The following is a 20427-nucleotide window of genomic DNA, read 5'->3' on the forward strand; positions in this document are numbered from 1 at the left end:
TTATTAGTGAGGTCAGAATGGCTAAACGCCGTAATCTCAAGAAAGAGAAGGCACAACGAAATCAAGCATACGCCCGCAAGTTTCGCAAGCGCAGAAATCAAGATATGTTCTCTAACAAGAGAAGGCGATTTGACGGAGGTAACGGTGGTGGCATGGGCGCCATGAGTGGCGGCAGACAGGACAAAGACATGGCTGCCGCTGAAGATTAATCCTTGAGCCGATCGCGCGCAGCAGTCAGTGATTTCCTCACTTGTTCAAACCCGGTACCCCCGTAACTATTGCGAGCCGCTACCACTTGCTGAGGTGCGATCGCGCTGTAAATGTCGGTTTCAAAAGCTGGGTGCAATTCTTTCCACTCCTCAAGTGTCAAATCTTTGAGGAGTTTGCCCCCCAACAGACAAGTTTTGACAACTTTGCCCACGAGGTTATAAGCTTCCCGGAAGGGAATGCCTTTAGTGGCTAGATAGTCGGCTACATCTGTAGCGTTGGAAAAGTCTTCTGTAACGGCCGCGGCGAGGCGATCGCTGTTAAAGGCGATTCCTTCCCGCAGCAAAATCGTCATTGCTTCCAAACAAGCTTGTACCGTTTTCACGCTGTCAAACAAAGTTTCTTTATCTTCTTGTAAGTCTTTGTTATAGGCCAAAGGGAGTCCCTTCATCACTACCAGCATCGCCTGCAAGTTACCGAAAACTCGCCCAGCCTTACCCCGCACCAATTCGGGTACGTCAGGATTTTTTTTCTGTGGCATAATGCTCGAACCGGTAGCGCAACTATCTTTGAGTGAGATAAATCCAAATTCGTGAGACGACCAGAGAATCATTTCTTCTGACAAGCGACTCAGGTGTACCATGATCAAGCTGGCGGCTGCGAGAAATTCGATGGCGAAATCTCGATCGCTAACTCCATCTAAGCTATTATCATAGACTCTGTCAAAATGCAATAGTTCGGCCGTATAGTGCCGGTCGATCGGGAAAGTAGTCCCCGCCAGCGCACTGCAACCCAGAGGCGAAATATTGACACGTTTGCTAACATCGCCGAGGCGTTCCCAGTCGCGATCGCTCATTTGAAAATAAGCTAACAGGTAATGAGCCAAGCTAATTGGTTGAGCGCGCTGCAAGTGCGTATAACCTGGAATTAAAGTTTCCACATTTTGCTCAGCAATATCTAGCAAAACCCCTTGAAATTCCCGCAACTGCTGACGGATTTGGGCAATTTGGTCGCGCAAATACAAACGAGTATCAGTACCTGCTTGATCGTTGCGCGATCGAGCCGTGTGCAATTTTTTCCCTGCATCGCCGACTATTTCCGTCAGGCGCTTTTCCACTGCAAAATGAACGTCTTCTGAATCAATACCCGGTACAAACAGTCCTTGTTGATATTCCCGACGAATCTGTTCCAAACCATTGACTAATTGTTCGCCTTCGGAATCTGAAATAATCCCCGTTTTCGCCAGCATTTTAGCATGAGCCACCGAACCCGTCAAGTCATACTCAATCAGTTCAATATCAAAGCCAATACTCGCATTGAATCGCACGATAGCTGGGTGCAGTGCCGATTCAAATCTTTGACTCCAAGTTGTTGGTTGTTTTGTCATTTTTGAATAAAGAAGGAAGAAGGAAGAACGAAGAAGTCATATCAATTCCGGTTGTATCGGAATGATTTAACCGCGAAGGCGCGAAGTACGCGAAGTTCGAGAAGAGAGAGTTTAATAATTCCGGTGAAGAGAGGATTTGGTATCACCGCCCCCTAGCCCCCCCCACCCCCCCCTGCCCCCCCAAGGGGGGAAAAGAAGGAATAAGGAAGAAGTCAGGTTTCTGGGCCTTCATTTTTTTGAAGTTGGTTGGCTTACTAACGGAATATTCCCTTAATGAACCAGCCCACAAATAGCCCTATACCAAAAGCAGCTATTTGACCACTAGAGACAAAATGGTTCCAAGACTTCTGAATATTACTAAAAATTTCATAGCTTTGACCCAAAATCACAGTCGAACTTAAATGAGATTTCCAAACTAATAAATCCACCGCATCGTTCCAATTAATCCAGCTACTCAATCCAACCGTTGTTTCAATCATCAAATTAACTATCATGGTGATTTTCTTCTGTAGCAGGTGTTACTCTCATTACAACCAGGGTCATATCGTCTCCATTTTGGTTGCCCATGCCGATAAACTGGTGAACTCGATCGAACAAATAGTTCAAAATTTCTTCAGATTCTTGATAATTTTGACAAGCCCATTGAAAAGCCTCCGTCAAATTGTCCTCATCAAAGCGCTCCCCTACTTGATTAGCAGCATCAGTAAAACCATCGGTGTAATAAATAATAGTATCTCCCGGCTGCAATTGTACCTGTGCCTCTTGGTAGCGCGAATCAGCATCCAAGCCAATTAGCATCCCTTCGAGAGTATCAAGCCTCTCAATAGAATTAGTGGCGGCTTGCCAAAGCAAAGGTGGGTGGTGAGCAGCATTACTGTAAGAAAGAGTCCGAGTTTTCGGGTCATACTCAGAATAAAACAGAGTCACGAAACGGTGGGAATTTTCCAAATCCGCGTGCATTACCCGGTTTAAATGTTGCAGAATTCTGGCAGGGGAGTGGCGGTTCAAAACCTCTGCCCGCAGCATACCCCGTGTCATCGTCATCAACAGACCAGCGGGTACTCCCTTACCCATGACATCACCGATGACAACACTCCAGCGACCCTTGTCCATTTTTGACTTGAGATTTTTGATCAAGGATGGGGTCTGTTCTGACTCCTGTTCCTTGCCTATGGGGTCATAGTCGGCGGGAATAAAATCATAATAATCTCCCCCTACTCTGCTAGCTGTTTGACAGCGGGCGGCCACATCCAGACCGGGAATTTTGGGGCAACTACGAGGCAAGAGTCGCACTTGAATTTCCGCACCAATTTCCAACTCTCTGTCTAAACGCTCTTTCTCTGCCAATTTAACATTTAGCTCATCTTTGGCGATCGCAACTGCGGTTTGATCTGCCACCAACCGGACTAATTTCTGTCTCCCAGCGGTGAACAAATATTGGGATTCGCTGCTAAAAACGTACAGCCGTCCCCGTTCCAAATTATTCAGTAAAATTGGTGCACCGAACAAGTGAACATCCGGGCCTAAAAACCGACTGACTTGGATATCTAGACTAGAAGTTTGCCCGGAGTTACCCGACATAAAATCTGCCCCGGTTCCCACACCTGTTGTCACTTGCTTAGTGGCAATTTCCAGTGCTTTTCGCATATCTTGACACTGCCGTCCTGATTGACAGTGCAACTGCTGAAACCTGACTTGACCATTGGGCTTGAACAGTACCAAAGCTCCGCCATCGGCATCGGTAACGCGAGTCGCTACCAAAGGGACCAACTCCAAAAATTGATTGAGATTATTAAAAGTCCGCAGGGCAAATCCCAGGGAGCTCAACATATCTTGAACATTGTGCTGGTATCGGTGCAAGCGGGCCACCAGTTCTTTGAGCGCGAAGACTGGCGTCACGTCGATGGAATTGCGACCAGAAGGGCGGTCAGCAGGTTGAGGTGAGGGGCGAGGCAAAGGCACAGCAGTCATTTTAGATTTGTGATTTTCGATTTTAAATTAAAGAAGAATGATTCAGCACTTACACAGAAGCAGAACTGAAACCCAGTTTTTTTCTAGATGATTTTCTAGATTATCTGTTTTGCATTTAACAATTTCTATCTTGGTGGCTAGCTGAAACACCAGCCACAAGAATTTAAATTCAAATTACCCTACAAATTCAATGCGCGACAACTTAATCTAGTCTTTCCCACAGCACTTGTCGATCGATAACCCTGTTCCTGTAGGTAATTCCTACGATTTTAGTTTTAGGTTGAGGATTTTGGATGTTTATGCTGCCTGTGAGCCTCAAAAAAATTGGGACGGTTACAGATACCTCATCAATCAAAAATCTGAAATCTAGAATCTAAAATCCAGCAGGGCTTCCACAAACTCGTAGCTAGAAAACGGGCGTAGGTCTTCGATGCTTTCTCCGACTCCAATAAACCGGATCGGCAGACCGAGTTGCTGCACTACTGCTAGGGCAACACCACCTTTAGCAGATCCATCGAGTTTTGTCAAGACTACTCCACTTAATTTTGCAGCCTCTGCGAAAACTTCGGCCTGTCGCAAACCATTTTGACCTAGTGTGGCATCCAAAACCAGTAGAGATTCTACGGTAGCACCAGGAGCTTTTTTATCTACTATGCGACGAATTTTACTGAGTTCATCCATCAAGTTTTTTTTGTTTTGCAGACGACCTGCGGTGTCTACGATCAAGAGTTGTGTATCTCTGGCCTGGGCGGAGGCGATCGCATCAAACACCACAGCAGCCGGATCGGTGTTTTTCCCGGGATTGGCAATAATTTCGACGCCGCTGCGAGCTCCCCAAACTTTGACTTGTTCGACGGCGGCGGCCCGGAAAGTGTCCGCGGCACCTATCAGAGTTTTGTATCCTGATTTTTGGGCAATGTGGGCAAGTTTACCGATGGTTGTAGTTTTCCCGGCGCCATTAACTCCGACAATCAACCAAATATTGAAGGTGTCTTTTTCGGGGGCAAAATTTAGACTGTAAGCGGGATTGCCGGCGGCACTTTGGGCACAGGGTGCATCGAGGATGTCCCGCAGAATGGTTTTGAGATAGGCTAGGGCCTGTTCTGGCGGTAGGACTTCTTGTGAGAGTTTGGCTTGGAGGCGACTGATTATAATGTCTGTGGCTGCGACTCCGACGTCGGCTTGGAGCAATAAAGTCTCAATTTCCGCCACTGCGTCTTGATTGAGCGGGCCTTGACCGACGATCGCCTTAAGTCGATTAATTAAGCTACGACGGGTTCTTTCTAAGCCTTTTCGCAGCTTTTGCAGCCAAGTGATTTCTTCTACAGATACTTGATCTGGCCGACGGCCTTGACTGGCGAGGATTTCTGAGGACCACAGGAAGCCTTCGTCAAAGGCAAAACCGGGAATTTCTTCGATAATTGCAGCTCTGGCTGCTGCTGCTGCAATTACCTCTGGTTCTTCGAGGGCGGTTTCTTTGAGCCGTTCGATCCGTTCCATGCGATCGGCCTGAGCTCTGGCCCAAAAGGGCAGGGCTTCTGCTGTTTCGGCTGGGACTTCTGTCGCCACGGGATTTGGTTCTGATGCGATCGATTCTGGATCGGGAACAGAAATGGCAGGTTCGGGAATTTCTCCCTGTTGGGTTGAAACTTCTAATTGTTGAGCTACTGGTTGAACAATGGCGATCGACTCGGCTGTCGGTGAAGCATCGGTTGCTTCGACAATGGCAGGTGCAGAAATTTCTGATGTTTCTGCCACCACTTGTGCTATGGGAGCCTCAAGTTCGATCGCATCAGTTGGTTCGACCGTTGCGGATTCAGCAATATCTGTTTCGGCTGCTGGAACCTCAGTTACTGGTGTCTGGGTAACTTCTGTTTCCGGTTTTTGCTGTTTTTGAATATTTTTATAAGCAGCTTTCGCCCAATTGAGATAATCCTCTGCGACAGCGGGGGAAGTGGACTCTGTTGCTGCATCTGTTTGAGGCGGGGCGGGCGCGGATTCTGTTGGTGACTCTTCTTGGGGCTGTTCGGGAATATTTTCTTGTTCAGAAGATCCACTTTCGCTGTACTGGCGACGAAACCAATTAAAAACCATAAAATTAAAATTAAAATGGGAATTGGGAATTGGGAATTGGGAATTGGGAAGGATGATTAATCACTAATGACTAATGACTAATGACCCTTCGACTACGCTCAGGGCACCGCTAATGACTAATGACTAATCACTAACCACTAATGACTAATCACTAACCACTAATGACTAATGACTAATGACCAATGACTAATGACCAATGACTAATGACCAATGACTAATGACCAATGACTAATGACTAATGACCAATGACTAATGACTAATGACTAATAACTAATGACTAACTGCTTGTGCATTAATGCGATCGACAACTCGGCGCAATACTCCGTTGATAAACCGATGTCCGTCATCGCCACTGTACCGTTTTGCTAGTTGGACAGCTTCGTTGACACCGACTTGTTCGGGTAAGCCTAGAAATAGAATTTCCGCGATCGCAATTCTCATGATATCTCGATCGATCCTGGGCAAACGTTCGATTTGCCAATCCACGAGGGCTTCTTTGAGCAAGTCATCAATTTCTGGGCGGTTCGCACTGACTTTTGCTAGGATTTGCAAAGCATAATTGCGGACATCTTGCTGGTTAGCTAGCTGGATGATTTCGGGAAACTCCATGGCTGAACCGAGACGGTTAATCGCCGTTTGAGTAAGTTCCACAGCTTCCCGTACCATTGCTCTAGCACTTTCGACATCGGAGGCGCGGATTTCGCTCGATAGGAGTTTGTCGCTACCTCGTTGCACTTCTGAGGCTGCGGTTTCTAGAGATTCTTGCACTTCCGCAGTCAGGGTGCGGATGGCGGCGAGGACGACATCTTGCAGTTTCTTGGCTTCTAAGAGTTCTGGATTAGCTGGGAGTTGGCTAATGCCAAGGAGTGCGAGTTCGCGTGCGGTTTCGCGGGCTTTTTTCATAGGTTTTAAATAGAAATTGAGAATTTAGGAATTTGGGGATTGTTGAGATTGCTAGAGGCTATTTGAAGGCATAGACTTGGACTTTAGCAGAAAAACTGCGAAAAAACCCGCCCTCAGTCACTATTTCCGTGTAGGCAGGTTTTGTGCAAGATTGCTGATGTATTGGTTCACTCTTCTTCCACTGGAACCGGATGATATCTCGCATCGGGGATTAGGGATTCAAGTTTTGTTCCCTTGGTGTTTGCGGTAGTTACTATAGCTGAGTTGCTGGGGTTGACTATGCCGCCGGAGATGATGACTTTAAACGCATCTTCGATCGACATTGACAGATTAACCACATCTGCTTCCGGGACAATAGCGTACCATCCAGTAGTGGGATTGGGAGTAGTGGGAATGAAAATGCCGATGGGACTTTCGCCAGAAGGATAAGGCGGAATATCATTATTCTCGATCGTACCGGTCACAAAAGCCAAAGTCCAGATTCCGCGCCGGGGATACTCTACCAAAACCACACGGCGAAATTTGTCATTGGACTTGAGGATAGTTCCCAGCAGTTGTTTGAGGGTTTTGTAAACCGAACCTGCTAGGGGAATTGCCTGTAATAGACGTTCGCCCAAGTCTAACAACCACTTCCCGAAGATATTACGGGCCATCAGACCAATAATCGTAATGCTCAGCAGGGGTACAGCCAACCCTACCAAGAGATTGAGCAAATTCACCAAAATCGGGTTGAGGCCGTCAAAAGGGTTAATTTGCTTGGGAATTTTGGTGAGAAAATTAATGACCCAACTGGCGACAGTGATTGTCAGCCAGATGGTGGTAGCTAAGGGTATCACTACCAAAAGACCTGCGATCAGGTCGTTTTTTAAGTCTTGTTTGATGCGTTGGAGCACGGGTGGTCAACTCTCCTCGTAACTGGCTGCAAATAACCTGAACAAACCTGAGACTAGAGAAACTGCACGAGCTTGCATGGAAGTCGCCATGTTTATTGTCTTCGATCCAACTAGACTGTGCTCTCTCCTGTCAGGAAGAGTTAGGGGTGGGTGTGCTGTACTGAAATATGTAAAGAATGATTGCAAATTGGCGACTGTTTTTAATATACGTGACTTATTGTATATTTTAAGACTTTTTGGTTCTGACTTGACAAAGAAGTCGATCGCCTTGACGCGGTGTGGGTAGGGTGGCTTGTTGACTATAAACTCAAGTCAGGAGTGGTTGAGTTTGCATTTTGCTAGTAATTTGAATTATTCGCGCAAGTTGCGATCGCGCAACCAAGCATCAGCCCAAATTGTATCCGCCTCTGACAGCGGTGGTATGACTTCCCAGTTGCGATAATCTATTTTCAGGTCATAACTTGCGATGTCGTAAATTTGATTGAATAATTCCTGCAAGTTTATGATAGGTTCAGTATCGCCCGATCGCAATGGTAGAGGAAAAGCTGGCATCTGGTTCTGCACGTTAAAAGCGTACAAATCTGCTTTGGGACGGCGATTTCCCCGACACACCAAAACGCTATAGTGACTTTCCACGTTATTGCCAACAATTGGCATTTTTTGACCGCGCCGCAATAAATCTATTTCTATTAAATGAGTACGGCTCGATAAAATTTCTTCTCGCTTTTCTTCGTACATTTGTCGCCCTTTACCTGTTCGTTTATTAGTAGGCGAGAGAATTTCAATAACTGTTATTAATTCTTGGTTTCCTCTTTCTCTAATTTCTAAATAACCTTCCCGAACCTGGTATGTCATGGGAATATTTACTGTTAAGGGTTGTGTCGGTGGCGCTGCAACGGCTACATTTGATGTGATTAATTCGGTAGTAGTTTTTGGGTGAATCACGTTTACATCAGGAATACCAATTGATAAATTATCGTCAAGGGTTTCATAGATTCTCACTTCCAACGAGACTAAATATTTGGGACGCAGTTGGGGAGACAAAAATCTAAAAATTTCACTAATTAACAAGTGGTGTAGGGCTGGCCAGAGTTCGGGATGCTCTAAATACGGGTCCATACCGGGAAAGGGAGATGGCATTGATGTGACTCCTTGACTTAAGTCTATTTATAGTTTAGCAATTTTCACGCAATCCTCGATCGCGCAACCAAGCATCAGCCCAAGCCGCATCTGTTTCAGACAATGGTGGTATTGGCTCCAGACAGTAATCTATTTCCATATCGTAGCCCGCAATATCGTATACTTGATTGAAAAGCATTTGCAGATCGACAATAGGTTCAGAGTCTTCGGGACGCAAAGGAACTGGGAAAGCAGGAATTGAATTTTGAATATTAAAAGGATACATATCACCGGAAGGAAGGCGATTTCCCCGACAAACCAAAATCCGATATTGACTCTCAATATTATTGCCAAAAAATGGCATTGGTTCGCCGTGTCGCAGCAAATCAATCTCAATCAAATGAGTGCGACTGCCCAGTATTCTTTCGCGTTTTTTCTCATATATTTGCCTGCCTTTTCCCGGTCGTTTATTAGTAGGCGAAAGTATTTCGATTGTTGTGACTACTTCTTTAGTTTCCACACCTCTTATCTCTAAATAACCTTCCTTGATAATTTCAGGCATAGGAAGTGTCACGTTCACTGGTTGTACTAGAGGTGACAAAACAGCTACATTTGTAGATGGGTTATTTGATGTCTGAGAACGCTGTACAATCACATCGGGAATACCGACAAGCACTGAATTTTCGCTGCTGGTTTCATACATTCGCAACTCTACGGCAACTCGATATTTAGGACGCAGTTGCGGAGATAAAAATCTGGCAATTTCACTAATAAACCAGTGATGCAATTCAGGCCATAGGTTAGGATGCTCTAAATACGGGTCCATACCGGGAAAGGGAGATGGCATTGATTTGACTCCTTGACTTAAGTCTATTTACAGTTTAGCAATATTTTTTTGGCGCGAATGCTGTAAGAGTAGAATCGATCGCACATTTTGCACTTATTGCAATAGTCCGTCGGGGGTTTAAACCCCCGCCGAGAGAGCTAAAGTCGTCTAAAGACGACTGAAAAGGCGATCGATTAATCTCTAATTCAATCCTTTCTTCAGTCCTTTCTTCAGTCCTTTCTTCAGTCCTCTTTGAGAGGACTTTCGCTATGAGGCAGGGGTTTAAACCCCTGCCGGAATATGGCAACAAATGCAAGATCTCAGTCCGATCGCATTAAACTTCGATCGCCAATTGCATCGGAATTAGCACGCTGTTTTCATCTAACACAGACACCGCATTTACGAACACAATTGTATGCGGGACTGCGGGCATTAAGCGGCGCAGCGCATTGAGGTAAGATTCCGCATCGCGGCGGCGGGTGAAGCGGGCGACTGTTAACCGCTGACACTTGGGGAGATGCCGAATTAGATGCCAAGGTTGAAGTCGATCGCGATAAGTGACTTGTTTTGGTATCATAGGAAAATCCTTCCCACTTTTGTGGGTGGTGAATGAAAAGCGATCGCCCTGCGACCTCAGAAATCAAGGGCGATCGCTGTATTTAACTATTAAAAGCCAAACACGTAGCTTATGTCAAGCATAAATGGGGTTAATTAGGTTGCGAGTTCGAGAACTAGCTGAGGAAAAGGGTTGGACGCTGAAAGAAGTTTCCGAGAGAACGGGCATTCCCTACAGCACGGTCAAAAATTATGCACAAGCTCCTAAACTGGCAACAGTGGACTATACGGCTTTGCAGAAACTTGCTGCTGTCTTCGATTTGATGATCGAAGATTTGGTTGAGGTTTTGGAACATTGAACTAATTTGTCAGCGGGAAGATGGGTCTAATTCGATTGCGGGTTCGAGAACTAGCCGAAGAGAAGGGTTGGACGCTTAAAGAAGTTTCTGAGCGATCGGGCATTCCTTACAGTACCGTTAGAAGTTATGCCCATTCTCCTAATACCAATTTTTTATGAAGCTGCATAGAATCAGATCCCCCCTAACCCCCCTTAATAAGGGGGGGACAAGATTCTTCTCAAAGTCCCCCTTCTTAAGGGGGATTTAGGGGGATCGAAATATATGCAGCCTCATATTAAATTGGTATAAACTGGCAACTGTAGACTATACGGCTCTGAATAAAATGGCTCGTGCGTTCGATATTGCGATCGAAGATTTAGTTGAGATATTGGAAGAGTAGGCTGATTTATCGTTGGGAAGATGGGATTAATTCGGTTGCGAGTTCGAGAACTAGCTGAGGAAAAGGGTTGGACGCTGAAAGAAGTCTCTGACAGAACGGGAATTCCCTACAGCACGGTTAAAAAATATGCCCAAGCTCCCAAAATGGCAACAGTGGACTATACGGCTTTGCAGAAACTTGCTGAAGTCTTCGATGTGATGGTGGAAGACTTGGTTGAGGTTTTGGAACGGTAAACTGATTTGTGATTTGGTTTTTGCGCTTGTTGCAACAGTCCGTCGGGGGTTTAAACCCCCGCCTCATAGCTCAAGTCGTCTAAAGACGACTGAAAAGGCGATCGATTAATCTCTATTTCAATCCTTTTTTCAATCCTTATCTTCAGTCCTCTTTGAGAGGACTTTCGCTATGAGGCAGGGGTTTAAACCCCTGCCGGAATCTGGCAGCAAATGCAAGATATCTGTTTTCATAAATATTTGCTAGAGATGCAGTTCAAAGCCCCCCCTTAGCAAGGGGGGGTTGGGGGGGGTTAGCTATGTCACGCTACTTCATGAAATTGGTATTAATGGGCGATCGAATACTTGATTTTTATGCAGACTTGACATATCATTAAATAATGGGAATCTGTGGCGTCATATAAAGTAAAGTCATATAAAGTAAAAAAGATTGCCCCCAGCGAAGACAGTGCAACTGCGAACCGGGCGACTAAGACAGCGCAACTACAAACTAAAACAAGGATTGTGTCAAAATAAGCTTAATCTCCACCCATCCACCTAAAACCGATGATTGCCCCAGATACAATCCTCCGCAAACGCTACCAAATAATCAAATTCTTGGCGGGTGGTGGCTTTGGCGACACCTACCTAGCCAAAGATTTAGACTTACCCGGAAAACCCCACTGTGTTGTCAAACACCTGAAACCGAAAGACAATCGTCCCGTTGTTTTGCAGCTAGCCCGAAAGTTGTTCGATATCGAAGCACAAGTTTTGTACAATTTAGGCAAGCAATGCCCGCAAATTCCGACTTTGTTTGCTCACATTGAAGAAAATGGCGAATTCTATCTAGTTCAAGAATTCATAGATGGACATGATTTAAACACAGAGATTGTTCCCGGCAAAAAGTTAAGCGAATCTACCGTTATTACCTTATTAAAAAACATCTTAGAAGTTTTAACAGTTCCTCACGAACACCAACCAAATGCCGTTATTCATCGAGATATTAAACCAGCTAACTTAATGCGCCGTCAAGATGGTAAAATAGTCTTGATTGACTTTGGTGCAGTTAGGCAAATCAATCAATTAATTGTGAATGTTAATGGAGATGTCACGACAACAATAGCTATAGGCACTCCCGGTTATATGCCCAGCGAACAAGCTAAAGGTAAACCAAAATTGTGCAGCGATGTCTATGCTGTGGGGATGATTGGGATTCAAGCATTAACAGGAATTCCGCCGCAACTATTGCAGGAAGATCCGATGACTGGGGAAGTAATTTGGCGGCAATTAGTGCCAAGAGTTGACTCTAGATTTGCGGATGTTTTAGATAAAATGGTGCGCGACCATTTCAGTCAGCGTTATCAGAATGCAGGGGAAGCTTTGCAAGCACTTTTATCTTTATCGACGAATCCTTCCGGGAGCAAAGTTAAAACAATTCCTGTGATTCCACAGCACACTTGGCCGTTACCGACTAACACAACCAGGCGAGGTTTATTGCAATTAGCGGGTTTTGCTGGGGGAGGATTTGCATTAGCCGTGCTGAGTCAAAGTTTGTTGAACAACAAATCTTCTTCATCTTCACCAAGTCCTTCACCTCCATCAGATAATGAGCCGCCATCTCCTGAATCATCGGCTCAAAAATCATCCCCAGAACCCATAGCAGAAAGTCCAGCGCCCAAACCATCTCCAAAACCATCACCAGAAACTCCAGCCCCAAAAGCATCGTCAAATTCCCTAAAAACTTTTGATTTTGAAACAGTAACAGTCAACTCAACGGGGCAAATTACCAACCGCAGTCAAGGACAAGTACAGGTTTTTACAGATAATCTCGGTGATGGCATCACTATAGACATGATAGCAATTCCAGGAGGCAGTTTCGTGATGGGTTCCCCCAGTACGGAAGCAGAACGAACTGACAGTGAAGGGCCGCAGCGTACTGTTACTGTGGCCCCTTTTTTTATGGGTAAATATGAAGTCACTCAAGCACAATACCAAGCGGTGATGGGAAACAACCCATCTAATTTCAAAGGTGCGAAACGTCCTGTAGAAAGTGTTAACTGGGATGAGGCTGTGGAATTCTGTCGGAAACTTACTCAAAAAACAGGGAAGAGTTATCGTTTACCTTCGGAAGCGGAATGGGAATATGCTTGTCGCGCCGGAACTACAACACCTTTCTATTTTGGTGACACAATTACGCCAGATTTAGTTAATTATGACGGCAATTATCCCTACGGTGCTGCGCCGAAGGGACTTGATCGTCAACAAACAACGGATGTGGGGAGTTTTCCGCCTAATTCCTTTGGTTTATACGATATGCACGGCAATGTTTGGGAATGGTGCAGTGATAAATATCATGATAATTATAGTGGCGCACCGAATGACGGAAGTTCCTGGGAAACTGGTGGATCAGAATACCGAGTGCAGCGTGGCGGTTCATGGAACGACGATGCGGTCAATTGCCATGGTGCCCTTCGTGGCAGGAATTCGGCGGGCAATCGTAGCTCGCTCTTCGGTTTTCGCGTTGCTCTGGTTTCCGCGTAGTCTCCGGTTTTTGGTTCTGTGCTGTAGTCTCCCGCGAGGACTCTTCTCTGCTCTTTTGCCCTTTTTCCCTTTTCCCTCTTTCCTCTTTACCCTTTTGCGCGCGTCAGCGCGCTTGAAATTTTTTTGGGGAAAATGGGGGTTAATATTACGTTCAGGGGCTGTAGGGGCGGGTTTTACCAACCATCTATGGGGGAAACCAAAAACATCATAAACCCGCCCTGGCCCGATCGCTCACATTCAAGCATTCGGTTCAATGCCTAATTCTCGCAATTGCGCCGCCAAAGCTTCAGCAATTTCTGCCGGAGTCTGAACTAATTGCCCTTCCTTCATAAAAAAGCGCAACTGACCATTTTGCACCCCTAAAAATAACTCTAACTGCTGACTCCATAGCCAACCTTGAGGATTAGTTTCTAACGTTTGATATTGACCACCAACTAAAAGAAAACCAGCTAACTCCAACCCATTCGGATCAAACCAAAAATACTCCGGTGTCCGAAAAATATTCTGATAAATTTTTTTCTTCAACCCCTTGTCAACTTCCGCCGTACTCGGAGAAAGAATTTCTACAATTACATTAGGATACTGACCATTTTCAGCCCAAACCACCCAACTTTTACGAGGTTTGCGTTCCGTTCCCAAAACAACAAAAAAATCAGGCCCGCGAAAATCCTGCGACTTAATTTGTTGGGGACTATAATAAATTGTCAAGTTCCCACTGGCATAGAAATCGTTGCGACTTCGCCACAGCCAAACCAGACAATCGATAAGTAGCTGCATTTGCAGCCGATGTAAATCACTTTCCAAAGGTGGTTCATCACTCCATAAATCAGCAGGTGGAACTACTATTACTTCTCGTAGTTCGTCTGTGTACTCTAAATCTTTAGCAAGAGACATAACAAACTTGCCTCCCGGCAAAAAACATTACTCTCAGTTTATCAAATTCCAGAATAGAACTTACATATGAGTGACCAGAAACCGGGTTTTTTCGATAAAACTTCGCTACAGTCAGCAAAACTGCAAAAAACCCGGTTTCTTTGTCGGAGTGCGTAAATCCCGATCGCACTCAATTCGATCGCCCATTCCAAAAATCGCCAAAATTTTCAATCCCTTTCTCGATTAGTAATCCACAATGTGGAATACTAGGTTACGTAACCTCTTCTAACTCAGCAACATATTCAGATTCATAGTTTTCGATTAAAACACCAATAACATCCATCATCGAAGCAAGAGGATGGCTTTCATTCTCGCCCACTTGATCGATTAGGCTATCTAGTAGTTCGACTAAACGCTCATATTCCTGTTCGGTGTGAGGAACAAAAACCATTTTAGCAATGGATGACCAACCAACAATTGTTTGATCGAGATTAAGACTTTGCATCATTCTTTCCACCTTTCTTCTTCTTTGGTATTGATAACAAGGAAATGCCCAAGGAGTGTCAACTTAAGCCTAAAAGCCTTGAGAAATCTCGTTTTTACACTAAGTCTAGATCCCCCTAAATCCCCCACCCCCCCCTACCCCCCCCCAAGGGGGGAAAGAAGGGGAGTAGGGGTTGACTTTGAGGATATTTCTTGTCCCCCCCTTATTAAGGGGGGTTAGGGGGGATCTAGACTTTGATACAAACAAGAGATACTCAAGGTTTAAGTTAAGTTGACAACAATGGTCAAGGCCTAAGTCCTTACCTCATCTCATAACCAAACAAATTCGGATCGACTTCTCCCAAATTCAAATCAGCCAAACCATACTCAGCCCAACGCCGCTCCACCATCGCCGCCACATCCGGATCTGACTCCAAAACTTCGCCCCATTCATGATCGGTTTCCGGCGGCATCTTCGTAGTCGCATCAATCCCCATTCTGCCTCCCAAACCAAGTTTTTCACTGGCAAAATCTAAGGTATCAAAGGGCGTATTTGGCAAGATAAATACATCTCGAACCGGGTCAACTTTAGAACTAATTGCCCAGACTACTTGACGCGGGTCACGAATGTTGATACTTTTATCGACAACTATCACAAACTTGGTGTAAGTAAACTGCGGCAATGCACTCCAAAATGCTAAAGCAGCCCGACGCGCTTGACCGGGATAGGCTTTATCAATGGAGATAATTGCTGCTTTGTAACTCAGCGCTTCCATTGGTAGGAAAAAATCGACAATTTCCGATACTTGCTGCCGCAATATAGGAGTATAAATGCGATTCAGGGCGATCGCCATCATAGCCTCTTCTTTCGGTGGCCGCCCGCTAAATGTGGTCAGATAAATCGGGTCTTTGCGGTGCGTCATGCAATTGAATCGCACCAAGGGCGAATCTTCCACACCGCCGTAATAACCCATGTGATCGCCAAAGGGTCCGTCGGGCAGAACTTCACCGGGGGTAATCGTTCCTTCTAATACGATTTCGGAGTCGGCGGGTACTTCCAAATCTACGGTTTTGCACTTCGCTAAACTCACGCCGGAACCGCCATAAAGTCCGGCGAATAACCATTCGGATAAGTCTACAGGAATTGGGGTTGCTGCTGCGAGGATGATCAGTGGGTCAACTCCAAGGGCGATCGCCACTTCTAGCTTTTTACCAGCCTGCGCCGCTTTCCGCAAGTGTCGCGCACCTCCTCGGACAGATAACCAGTGGACAGTCATGGTATTTTTTGACTGCAACTGTAAGCGATAAACCCCCACATTTGGGGTACCGGTTTCGCAATCTTTGGTGATTACCAAACCCAAAGTGATAATTTTGCCCGCATCTCCTGGATAGGGGCGAATCATCGGGATTTTGTTCAAATCGAGCCCTTCTCCCTCAATTACCACTTGCTGACAAGCGGGGAAAAAGTCGCGCCCCGGTTTCGCTTTCACTACGTCAAACAGGACTTTGCCAAATTCTATGGCTTGGGAAATCTTTTTTGGGGGTTTTGGCTGTTGTAGCATTCCTAATTTTTTGCCGAGTTCTTCTAGTTCGATCGGCTTTTCCATGTTCATCGCCCAGCAAACGCGCTGTTCTGTACCCAGCAGGTTAATCGCTACGGGGAATTCTGCGCCTTTGACGTTTTCAAACAGCAAGCCTGGGCCGCCTTTTTGCAGCATTTGGTTGGAAATTTCGGCAATTTCTAGGTCGGAATCGACTAAGGCGCTAATCCGGCGCAGTTGTCCCCGTTCTTCGAGTAGTTTGAGGAATCCTCGCAAGTCTCTTGCCATTTTTTTTAATAATTGTTAAGTTTCTTTTACTATTATGGGGCGATCGACTGCCACAAGTTACTCTTGAACCGCTCAAAGAATATCTATTTAACGAACCGCGAAGACGCGAAGGGCGCGAAGGAAGAGCAAGAAGAAGATAGGTAATGTCTTGTTGGGTTCGGGAGCAGGCTGTAATAATGGTTAAATGAAATGTCCAAGATGTGAATCTGACCAACTCCGTAAGAACGGCCGTCCCAACGGTCGCCAGCGATATCTTTGCAAGGCTTGCCGCAAACAATTCTTTGATCCGGTAGGGCCACAGTCTTTCAGTCGCCAATTCACCGAAAGTGAATTAAGCGCAGCTATCCCGCAGGAAATCACCTCTGTAAGCACTACAGATTCCGGCGGGATTGCGATTTTGCTGTTAGATGCTGAAAATCTGAAACTTAACGTTAATACAGAACTATTCTTAGCGAGTTTGTGCGTCTATCCTCTGCAAGTTAAAGTTGCTTTTGCTAACTGGAAAAATCCGAGTACGGGGAAGTTGGATGCTGAACTTTACGACCGCGGTTATGAGCTGATTCATGTTCCGGGCGGTGCTAATAGTGCTGATGGTAAAATGATTGCCTTTGGTGCTGCTATTTTATATCGATATCGCGATGTGCGAGAAGTTTTTGTTTGTTCTTCGGATGGTTTGTTAAATCATCTTTGCAATCAGTTGCAAAATCAGGGATTGACTGTGTTTCGGGTGCGGCGACAAAATTCTGTTTTGTCTATTAAAAATTGTCGGAGTGGTGATACTCGTCACTATTCCTGCGATCGGGAAATGGAAATTCCTAGTTTTGAGGAATTGGCTAATCAAGTTGCAGAATTATTACAGGCTGAACATAAATCTATTGACGAGCGTATAGCTCGATTTTCGAGGGTAGCTCAGTTTTTTAAAGAGCGCCATACTATTGCTTTTAATTCTGTGAATTCTCATGCACTAACAGTTGTGGAGTCGGCACAACCGCAAGTTTCTCCGGTGTCGCAAGCGCCTTTGGCGACGGTTGTTGTCGAGCAAAATGTTGCCCAAAAACCGGATATAGAACTCGTTCCTGTTGTCAATTCCCCTACTATTGATTCTCTGGATGTTTTTCAAAATAAAATTATAGAAATAATTGAATCTGCCAAAAATGAGTTGCACCAGAATACGGTTAGTCTGGTGAGAATTCAGAAAGATTTCTTGGATAAATATAAATCTAATGCCGATTTAATTGTGAAAGGTTTTTTGGGTAAAAATTCCAGCTTGCTAAAATATTTGCAGTCGAAAGCTACAGTTTTTCAAGTAAAATCCAGCGGCCAGAAACATCAAGTGGCGATCCTAAAGCAAAAATCCTCTGCGGATCAGGGTTTAAGCCATTGAAAACCTATCCCAGTCAAGCCCCAATTGCTTCAAGAATCCTAGGCGGCCGCCTATGGTATCAATTGTGAATTTTTTTTATTAACTCTGCCTACAGCTAATTGTCAAAAATTTAACCCAAATTTAACCCAAATTTAAAACAAGCTTATCCTTTCTCCAGGTCTGACTCGTATCTTTCGGTCTATCCTATGGAGGGGATTCCCCAAAGTCTGTTATTTAAGGAGGAGGAGTATGTTTTTTTTCACAGGACGTTGGCGACGTGCCTTTATAGTTACGCTAGCAGCAACCGCATTTTCGCTCTCGTTGATTAGTTCTGCTGTAGCAGCCATCACACTAAACGGTTCGGGAGCTACTTTTCCCAAACCTCTTTACGATCGCTATTTCTCGCAGATGAGAAGTGCTAATCAAATTACTGTAAACTACGAAGCAACCGGCAGCGGTGCTGGTATCAAAGCATTAATCGCAGGCACTGTTGACTTCGCAGGTAGCGACGCGCCGCTGACTTCTGCACAAATCGGTCAGGTCAAGCGGGGTGTAATAGCTGTTCCCACTGCTGGTGGCGCTGTTGCAGTTATTTACAACTTGCCTGGGGTAAATAATGTACGGTTGAATTCCGATGCCCTGAAAGGCATCTTTGAAGGCAAAATTACGCGCTGGAACGATGCTAAAATCGCTGGAATTTCTGGACAAGCTAAAAATTTGCCAAATACTCCGATTCGAGTAGCTGTACGGGCAGATGGCAGCGGTACTACCTTTATTTTTGCTAACCACTTGCAGGCGATCGGCAGCAGCATCAAAGCTGCCACTCAACCGAGTTGGCCCGGAAGCCCTGTCAGCGGTCAAGGAAACGCCGGTGTAGCAGGTTTGGTCAAACAAACACCGGGTGCGATCGGCTACGTTCAAGATACTTACGCCAGACAAAATAAGCTCCAAACAGCGTTTATTCAAAATAAAGCTGGTCGGTTTGTAGATGCTAACTTGGCCGAAGCAGACAAAGCTTTTGCAGGAGAAACATTCCCAGCAAACTTCTTCTTAGTGGAAGGAAATCCCACCGACGGTTATCCGATTGTTGGCTTGACTTGGCTGTTAGTCTACAAAGAGTATCCTGCTGCGAAAGCAGATGCTATTAAAAAGATGGTTACTTGGGTGATGACTACAGGCCAAGATATCAACAAACAGCTAGAATTTACTAGAATTCCGACCGCTACAGCTCAAAGGGTGATTCAAACAGTTAATCAGAGTGTGGTTGCTAAAGGTTAAGAGAGGGCGCTACAACTCAGTTAGGAGTTAAATATCTAACTCCCAACTTATAAATTGTCAGGGGTAAGGTGCGCAGCAGCGCACCCTACTACATCTACTATAATTACTCTTCCATCAACCACATATTTCACTGTTTACTCAGTAACAACTAGGGTATGACCAATTTTGCTAAGGAACCGAAAAAATTGACTAATCAGCAAATCACAAACACTACAGAAGTAGACTTGACTGATACTTCAGGTGAAGGTTTGTGGGTGGAGTCTGGATTTACATTATTTGTATGGGCTTTTGCCTTAGCAACAGCCGGCTCGCTGTTCTCGATCGGCGGGGTAATTTTCAAAGATGCTTGGCCTGCTATTAGCAAATTTGGACTATCATTCTTGTGGAATCCCAAATGGGATATCGGCGAGTTGCAGTTTGGGGCTTTGCCGTTTATTTATGGCACTCTGGTTAGTTCTGCGATCGCTATTATCATCGCAATTCCTTTAGGGCTGTCAGTAGCTATAGTTACCAGCGAGAACTTCTTACCAGTTTGGGTGCGATCGCCCTTGGGATTCATGGTTGAATTAATCTCGGCCATTCCCAGCGTCATAGTTGGGCTGTGGGGAATTTTTGTTCTCATTCCCTTTTTGTTGCCCTTGCAGCAGTGGCTGTTCGATAATTTCAGTTGGTTTCCCCTGTTTAGCAGCGAACCTTTAGGCCCCGGAATGCTGCCGGCCGCCATACTGTTATCAATTATGATTTTGCCAACAGTAGCCGCCATCAGCCGCGATGTATTGATGTCAGTTCCAGTAGATTTGCGCAGTGCTTCTATGTCCCTCGGTGCCACCCGTTGGGAAACGATATTTAAGCTGCTATTACCAGCAGCTAGTTCGGGAATTATCGGCGCTACTATCTTGGCCTTGGGACGCGCATTAGGCGAAACAATGGCAGTCACAATGGTAATTGGCAACTCGATTCAAATCAACCAATCTCTGCTAGCTCCCAGCTACTCAATTCCGGCTGTTTTGGCAAGTCAATTTCGCGAAGCACTCGAACCGCTGCACATCGGCGCTTTGATGTATTTAGCTCTAATTCTATTTGTCATCACTTTGTTGGTAAATGCGATCGCAGTATTGTTGGTTCAGCTAATCGGTGTCAAGGGAGCGAAAAATTAAA

The 20427-nt window shown here is 45.3% G+C and carries 19 protein-coding genes and 1 pseudogene; 8 read left to right on the plus strand and 12 right to left on the minus strand.

Annotated features, from left to right (window positions below):
* The first annotated feature begins 17 nt into the window (after nucleotides 1–17).
* Nucleotides 18–209, plus strand: a complete 192-nt coding sequence (locus tag P2A85_RS16500; protein WP_041623140.1) for a hypothetical protein — start codon at nucleotides 18–20, stop codon at nucleotides 207–209.
* Here P2A85_RS16500 and argH read toward each other — a convergent pair.
* The 9 genes from argH to P2A85_RS16545 form a co-directional block, all read right to left on the minus strand.
* Complete coding sequence (gene argH, locus P2A85_RS16505) at nucleotides 206–1594, minus strand: argininosuccinate lyase (protein WP_377473887.1); 1389 nt, start codon at nucleotides 1592–1594, stop codon at nucleotides 206–208. The genes P2A85_RS16500 and argH overlap by 4 nt on opposite strands.
* 254 nt (nucleotides 1595–1848) lie before the next feature.
* The gene (locus tag P2A85_RS16510) at nucleotides 1849–2088 is read right to left on the minus strand and encodes a hypothetical protein (RefSeq protein ID WP_340522786.1); all 240 of its coding nucleotides are present in this window, start codon (nucleotides 2086–2088) and stop codon (nucleotides 1849–1851) included.
* Nucleotides 2078–3565 (minus strand): PP2C family protein-serine/threonine phosphatase, encoded by a 1488-nt coding sequence (locus P2A85_RS16515; RefSeq protein ID WP_377473890.1) that lies wholly within the window; start codon nucleotides 3563–3565, stop codon nucleotides 2078–2080. Before P2A85_RS16515 ends, P2A85_RS16510 begins: the two co-directional genes overlap by 11 nt.
* Nucleotides 3566–3931: 366 nt before the next feature.
* Entirely contained in the window at nucleotides 3932–5659 is a 1728-nt protein-coding gene (ftsY, locus tag P2A85_RS16520) for a signal recognition particle-docking protein FtsY (protein WP_377473893.1), read from the minus strand.
* A gap of 270 nt (nucleotides 5660–5929) precedes the next feature.
* Nucleotides 5930–6562, minus strand: a complete 633-nt coding sequence (gene nusB / locus P2A85_RS16525; RefSeq protein ID WP_377473895.1) for a transcription antitermination factor NusB — start codon at nucleotides 6560–6562, stop codon at nucleotides 5930–5932.
* A gap of 167 nt (nucleotides 6563–6729) precedes the next feature.
* Nucleotides 6730–7455: a DUF502 domain-containing protein gene (locus P2A85_RS16530; protein ID WP_377473897.1), complete on the minus strand. Its 726-nt coding sequence runs from the start codon at nucleotides 7453–7455 to the stop codon at nucleotides 6730–6732.
* Between the two features lie 351 nt (nucleotides 7456–7806).
* Nucleotides 7807–8595, minus strand: a complete 789-nt coding sequence (locus tag P2A85_RS16535) for a DUF4058 family protein (RefSeq protein ID WP_377473899.1) — start codon at nucleotides 8593–8595, stop codon at nucleotides 7807–7809.
* Between the two features lie 34 nt (nucleotides 8596–8629).
* Nucleotides 8630–9421: a DUF4058 family protein gene (locus P2A85_RS16540; RefSeq protein WP_377473902.1), complete on the minus strand. Its 792-nt coding sequence runs from the start codon at nucleotides 9419–9421 to the stop codon at nucleotides 8630–8632.
* 313 nt (nucleotides 9422–9734) lie between these two features.
* Entirely contained in the window at nucleotides 9735–9977 is a 243-nt protein-coding gene (locus tag P2A85_RS16545; RefSeq protein ID WP_377473904.1) for a hypothetical protein, read from the minus strand.
* Between the two features lie 124 nt (nucleotides 9978–10101).
* Here P2A85_RS16545 and P2A85_RS16550 point away from each other — a divergent pair, with 124 nt between their 5' ends.
* From P2A85_RS16550 to P2A85_RS16565, 4 genes and pseudogenes are all read left to right on the plus strand, one after another.
* Nucleotides 10102–10314 carry a helix-turn-helix transcriptional regulator gene (locus P2A85_RS16550; RefSeq protein ID WP_341733497.1) on the plus strand — a complete coding sequence of 71 codons (213 nt, stop codon included), beginning with the start codon at nucleotides 10102–10104 and terminating at the stop codon, nucleotides 10312–10314.
* A gap of 20 nt (nucleotides 10315–10334) precedes the next feature.
* Nucleotides 10335–10454, plus strand: a pseudogene (locus tag P2A85_RS16555) (helix-turn-helix domain-containing protein); the annotation flags it as partial.
* Between the two features lie 259 nt (nucleotides 10455–10713).
* Nucleotides 10714–10926 (plus strand): helix-turn-helix domain-containing protein, encoded by a 213-nt coding sequence (locus P2A85_RS16560; RefSeq protein WP_194063647.1) that lies wholly within the window; start codon nucleotides 10714–10716, stop codon nucleotides 10924–10926.
* 543 nt (nucleotides 10927–11469) lie between these two features.
* A complete protein-coding gene (locus P2A85_RS16565; RefSeq protein WP_377473908.1) occupies nucleotides 11470–13443 on the plus strand; it encodes an SUMF1/EgtB/PvdO family nonheme iron enzyme in 1974 nt (657 codons plus the stop codon).
* A gap of 237 nt (nucleotides 13444–13680) precedes the next feature.
* Here the strand turns inward: P2A85_RS16565 and P2A85_RS16570 are convergent, their stop codons facing one another.
* From P2A85_RS16570 to P2A85_RS16580, 3 genes are all read right to left on the minus strand, one after another.
* Nucleotides 13681–14337 (minus strand): Uma2 family endonuclease, encoded by a 657-nt coding sequence (locus P2A85_RS16570; protein WP_377473910.1) that lies wholly within the window; start codon nucleotides 14335–14337, stop codon nucleotides 13681–13683.
* Between the two features lie 250 nt (nucleotides 14338–14587).
* Entirely contained in the window at nucleotides 14588–14824 is a 237-nt protein-coding gene (locus P2A85_RS16575) for a hypothetical protein (RefSeq protein WP_341737718.1), read from the minus strand.
* A gap of 295 nt (nucleotides 14825–15119) precedes the next feature.
* Nucleotides 15120–16628 carry a UbiD family decarboxylase gene (locus P2A85_RS16580; RefSeq protein ID WP_377473912.1) on the minus strand — a complete coding sequence of 503 codons (1509 nt, stop codon included), beginning with the start codon at nucleotides 16626–16628 and terminating at the stop codon, nucleotides 15120–15122.
* A gap of 184 nt (nucleotides 16629–16812) precedes the next feature.
* Here P2A85_RS16580 and P2A85_RS16585 point away from each other — a divergent pair, with 184 nt between their 5' ends.
* The 3 genes from P2A85_RS16585 (at nucleotide 16813) to pstC (ending at nucleotide 20426) form a co-directional block, all read left to right on the plus strand.
* Complete coding sequence (locus P2A85_RS16585; protein WP_377473914.1) at nucleotides 16813–18012, plus strand: NYN domain-containing protein; 1200 nt, start codon at nucleotides 16813–16815, stop codon at nucleotides 18010–18012.
* Nucleotides 18013–18240: 228 nt separating this feature from the next.
* The gene (gene pstS / locus P2A85_RS16590) at nucleotides 18241–19269 is read left to right on the plus strand and encodes a phosphate ABC transporter substrate-binding protein PstS (protein ID WP_377473916.1); all 1029 of its coding nucleotides are present in this window, start codon (nucleotides 18241–18243) and stop codon (nucleotides 19267–19269) included.
* Nucleotides 19270–19424: 155 nt separating this feature from the next.
* The gene (gene pstC / locus P2A85_RS16595) at nucleotides 19425–20426 is read left to right on the plus strand and encodes a phosphate ABC transporter permease subunit PstC (RefSeq protein WP_377473917.1); all 1002 of its coding nucleotides are present in this window, start codon (nucleotides 19425–19427) and stop codon (nucleotides 20424–20426) included.
* The last annotated feature ends 1 nt before the right edge of the window (nucleotide 20427 follow it).

Source organism: Microcoleus anatoxicus, from assembly GCF_042465725.1.
GTDB classification, from domain to species: Bacteria; Cyanobacteriota; Cyanobacteriia; order Cyanobacteriales; family Microcoleaceae; genus Microcoleus; species Microcoleus anatoxicus.

Bases quoted from the DNA above. Each gene is read 5' to 3' on its own strand.
- P2A85_RS16580 (WP_377473912.1), bottom strand. From the start codon at position 16,628: ATGGCAAGAGACTTGCGAGGATTCCTCAAACTACTCGAAGAACGGGGA.
- ftsY (WP_377473893.1), bottom strand. From the start codon at position 5,659: ATGGTTTTTAATTGGTTTCGTCGCCAGTACAGCGAAAGTGGATCTTCT.
- P2A85_RS16510 (WP_340522786.1), bottom strand. From the start codon at position 2,088: ATGATAGTTAATTTGATGATTGAAACAACGGTTGGATTGAGTAGCTGG.
- P2A85_RS16570 (WP_377473910.1), bottom strand. From the start codon at position 14,337: ATGTCTCTTGCTAAAGATTTAGAGTACACAGACGAACTACGAGAAGTA.
- P2A85_RS16585 (WP_377473914.1), top strand. From the start codon at position 16,813: ATGAAATGTCCAAGATGTGAATCTGACCAACTCCGTAAGAACGGCCGT.
- P2A85_RS16575 (WP_341737718.1), bottom strand. From the start codon at position 14,824: ATGATGCAAAGTCTTAATCTCGATCAAACAATTGTTGGTTGGTCATCC.
- P2A85_RS16540 (WP_377473902.1), bottom strand. From the start codon at position 9,421: ATGCCATCTCCCTTTCCCGGTATGGACCCGTATTTAGAGCATCCTAAC.
- P2A85_RS16500 (WP_041623140.1), top strand. From the start codon at position 18: ATGGCTAAACGCCGTAATCTCAAGAAAGAGAAGGCACAACGAAATCAA.
- nusB (WP_377473895.1), bottom strand. From the start codon at position 6,562: ATGAAAAAAGCCCGCGAAACCGCACGCGAACTCGCACTCCTTGGCATT.
- P2A85_RS16545 (WP_377473904.1), bottom strand. From the start codon at position 9,977: ATGATACCAAAACAAGTCACTTATCGCGATCGACTTCAACCTTGGCAT.
- pstS (WP_377473916.1), top strand. From the start codon at position 18,241: ATGTTTTTTTTCACAGGACGTTGGCGACGTGCCTTTATAGTTACGCTA.
- P2A85_RS16535 (WP_377473899.1), bottom strand. From the start codon at position 8,595: ATGCCATCTCCCTTTCCCGGTATGGACCCGTATTTAGAGCATCCCGAA.
- P2A85_RS16515 (WP_377473890.1), bottom strand. From the start codon at position 3,565: ATGACTGCTGTGCCTTTGCCTCGCCCCTCACCTCAACCTGCTGACCGC.
- P2A85_RS16560 (WP_194063647.1), top strand. From the start codon at position 10,714: ATGGGATTAATTCGGTTGCGAGTTCGAGAACTAGCTGAGGAAAAGGGT.
- P2A85_RS16565 (WP_377473908.1), top strand. From the start codon at position 11,470: ATGATTGCCCCAGATACAATCCTCCGCAAACGCTACCAAATAATCAAA.
- pstC (WP_377473917.1), top strand. From the start codon at position 19,425: ATGACCAATTTTGCTAAGGAACCGAAAAAATTGACTAATCAGCAAATC.
- P2A85_RS16550 (WP_341733497.1), top strand. From the start codon at position 10,102: ATGGGGTTAATTAGGTTGCGAGTTCGAGAACTAGCTGAGGAAAAGGGT.
- argH (WP_377473887.1), bottom strand. From the start codon at position 1,594: ATGACAAAACAACCAACAACTTGGAGTCAAAGATTTGAATCGGCACTG.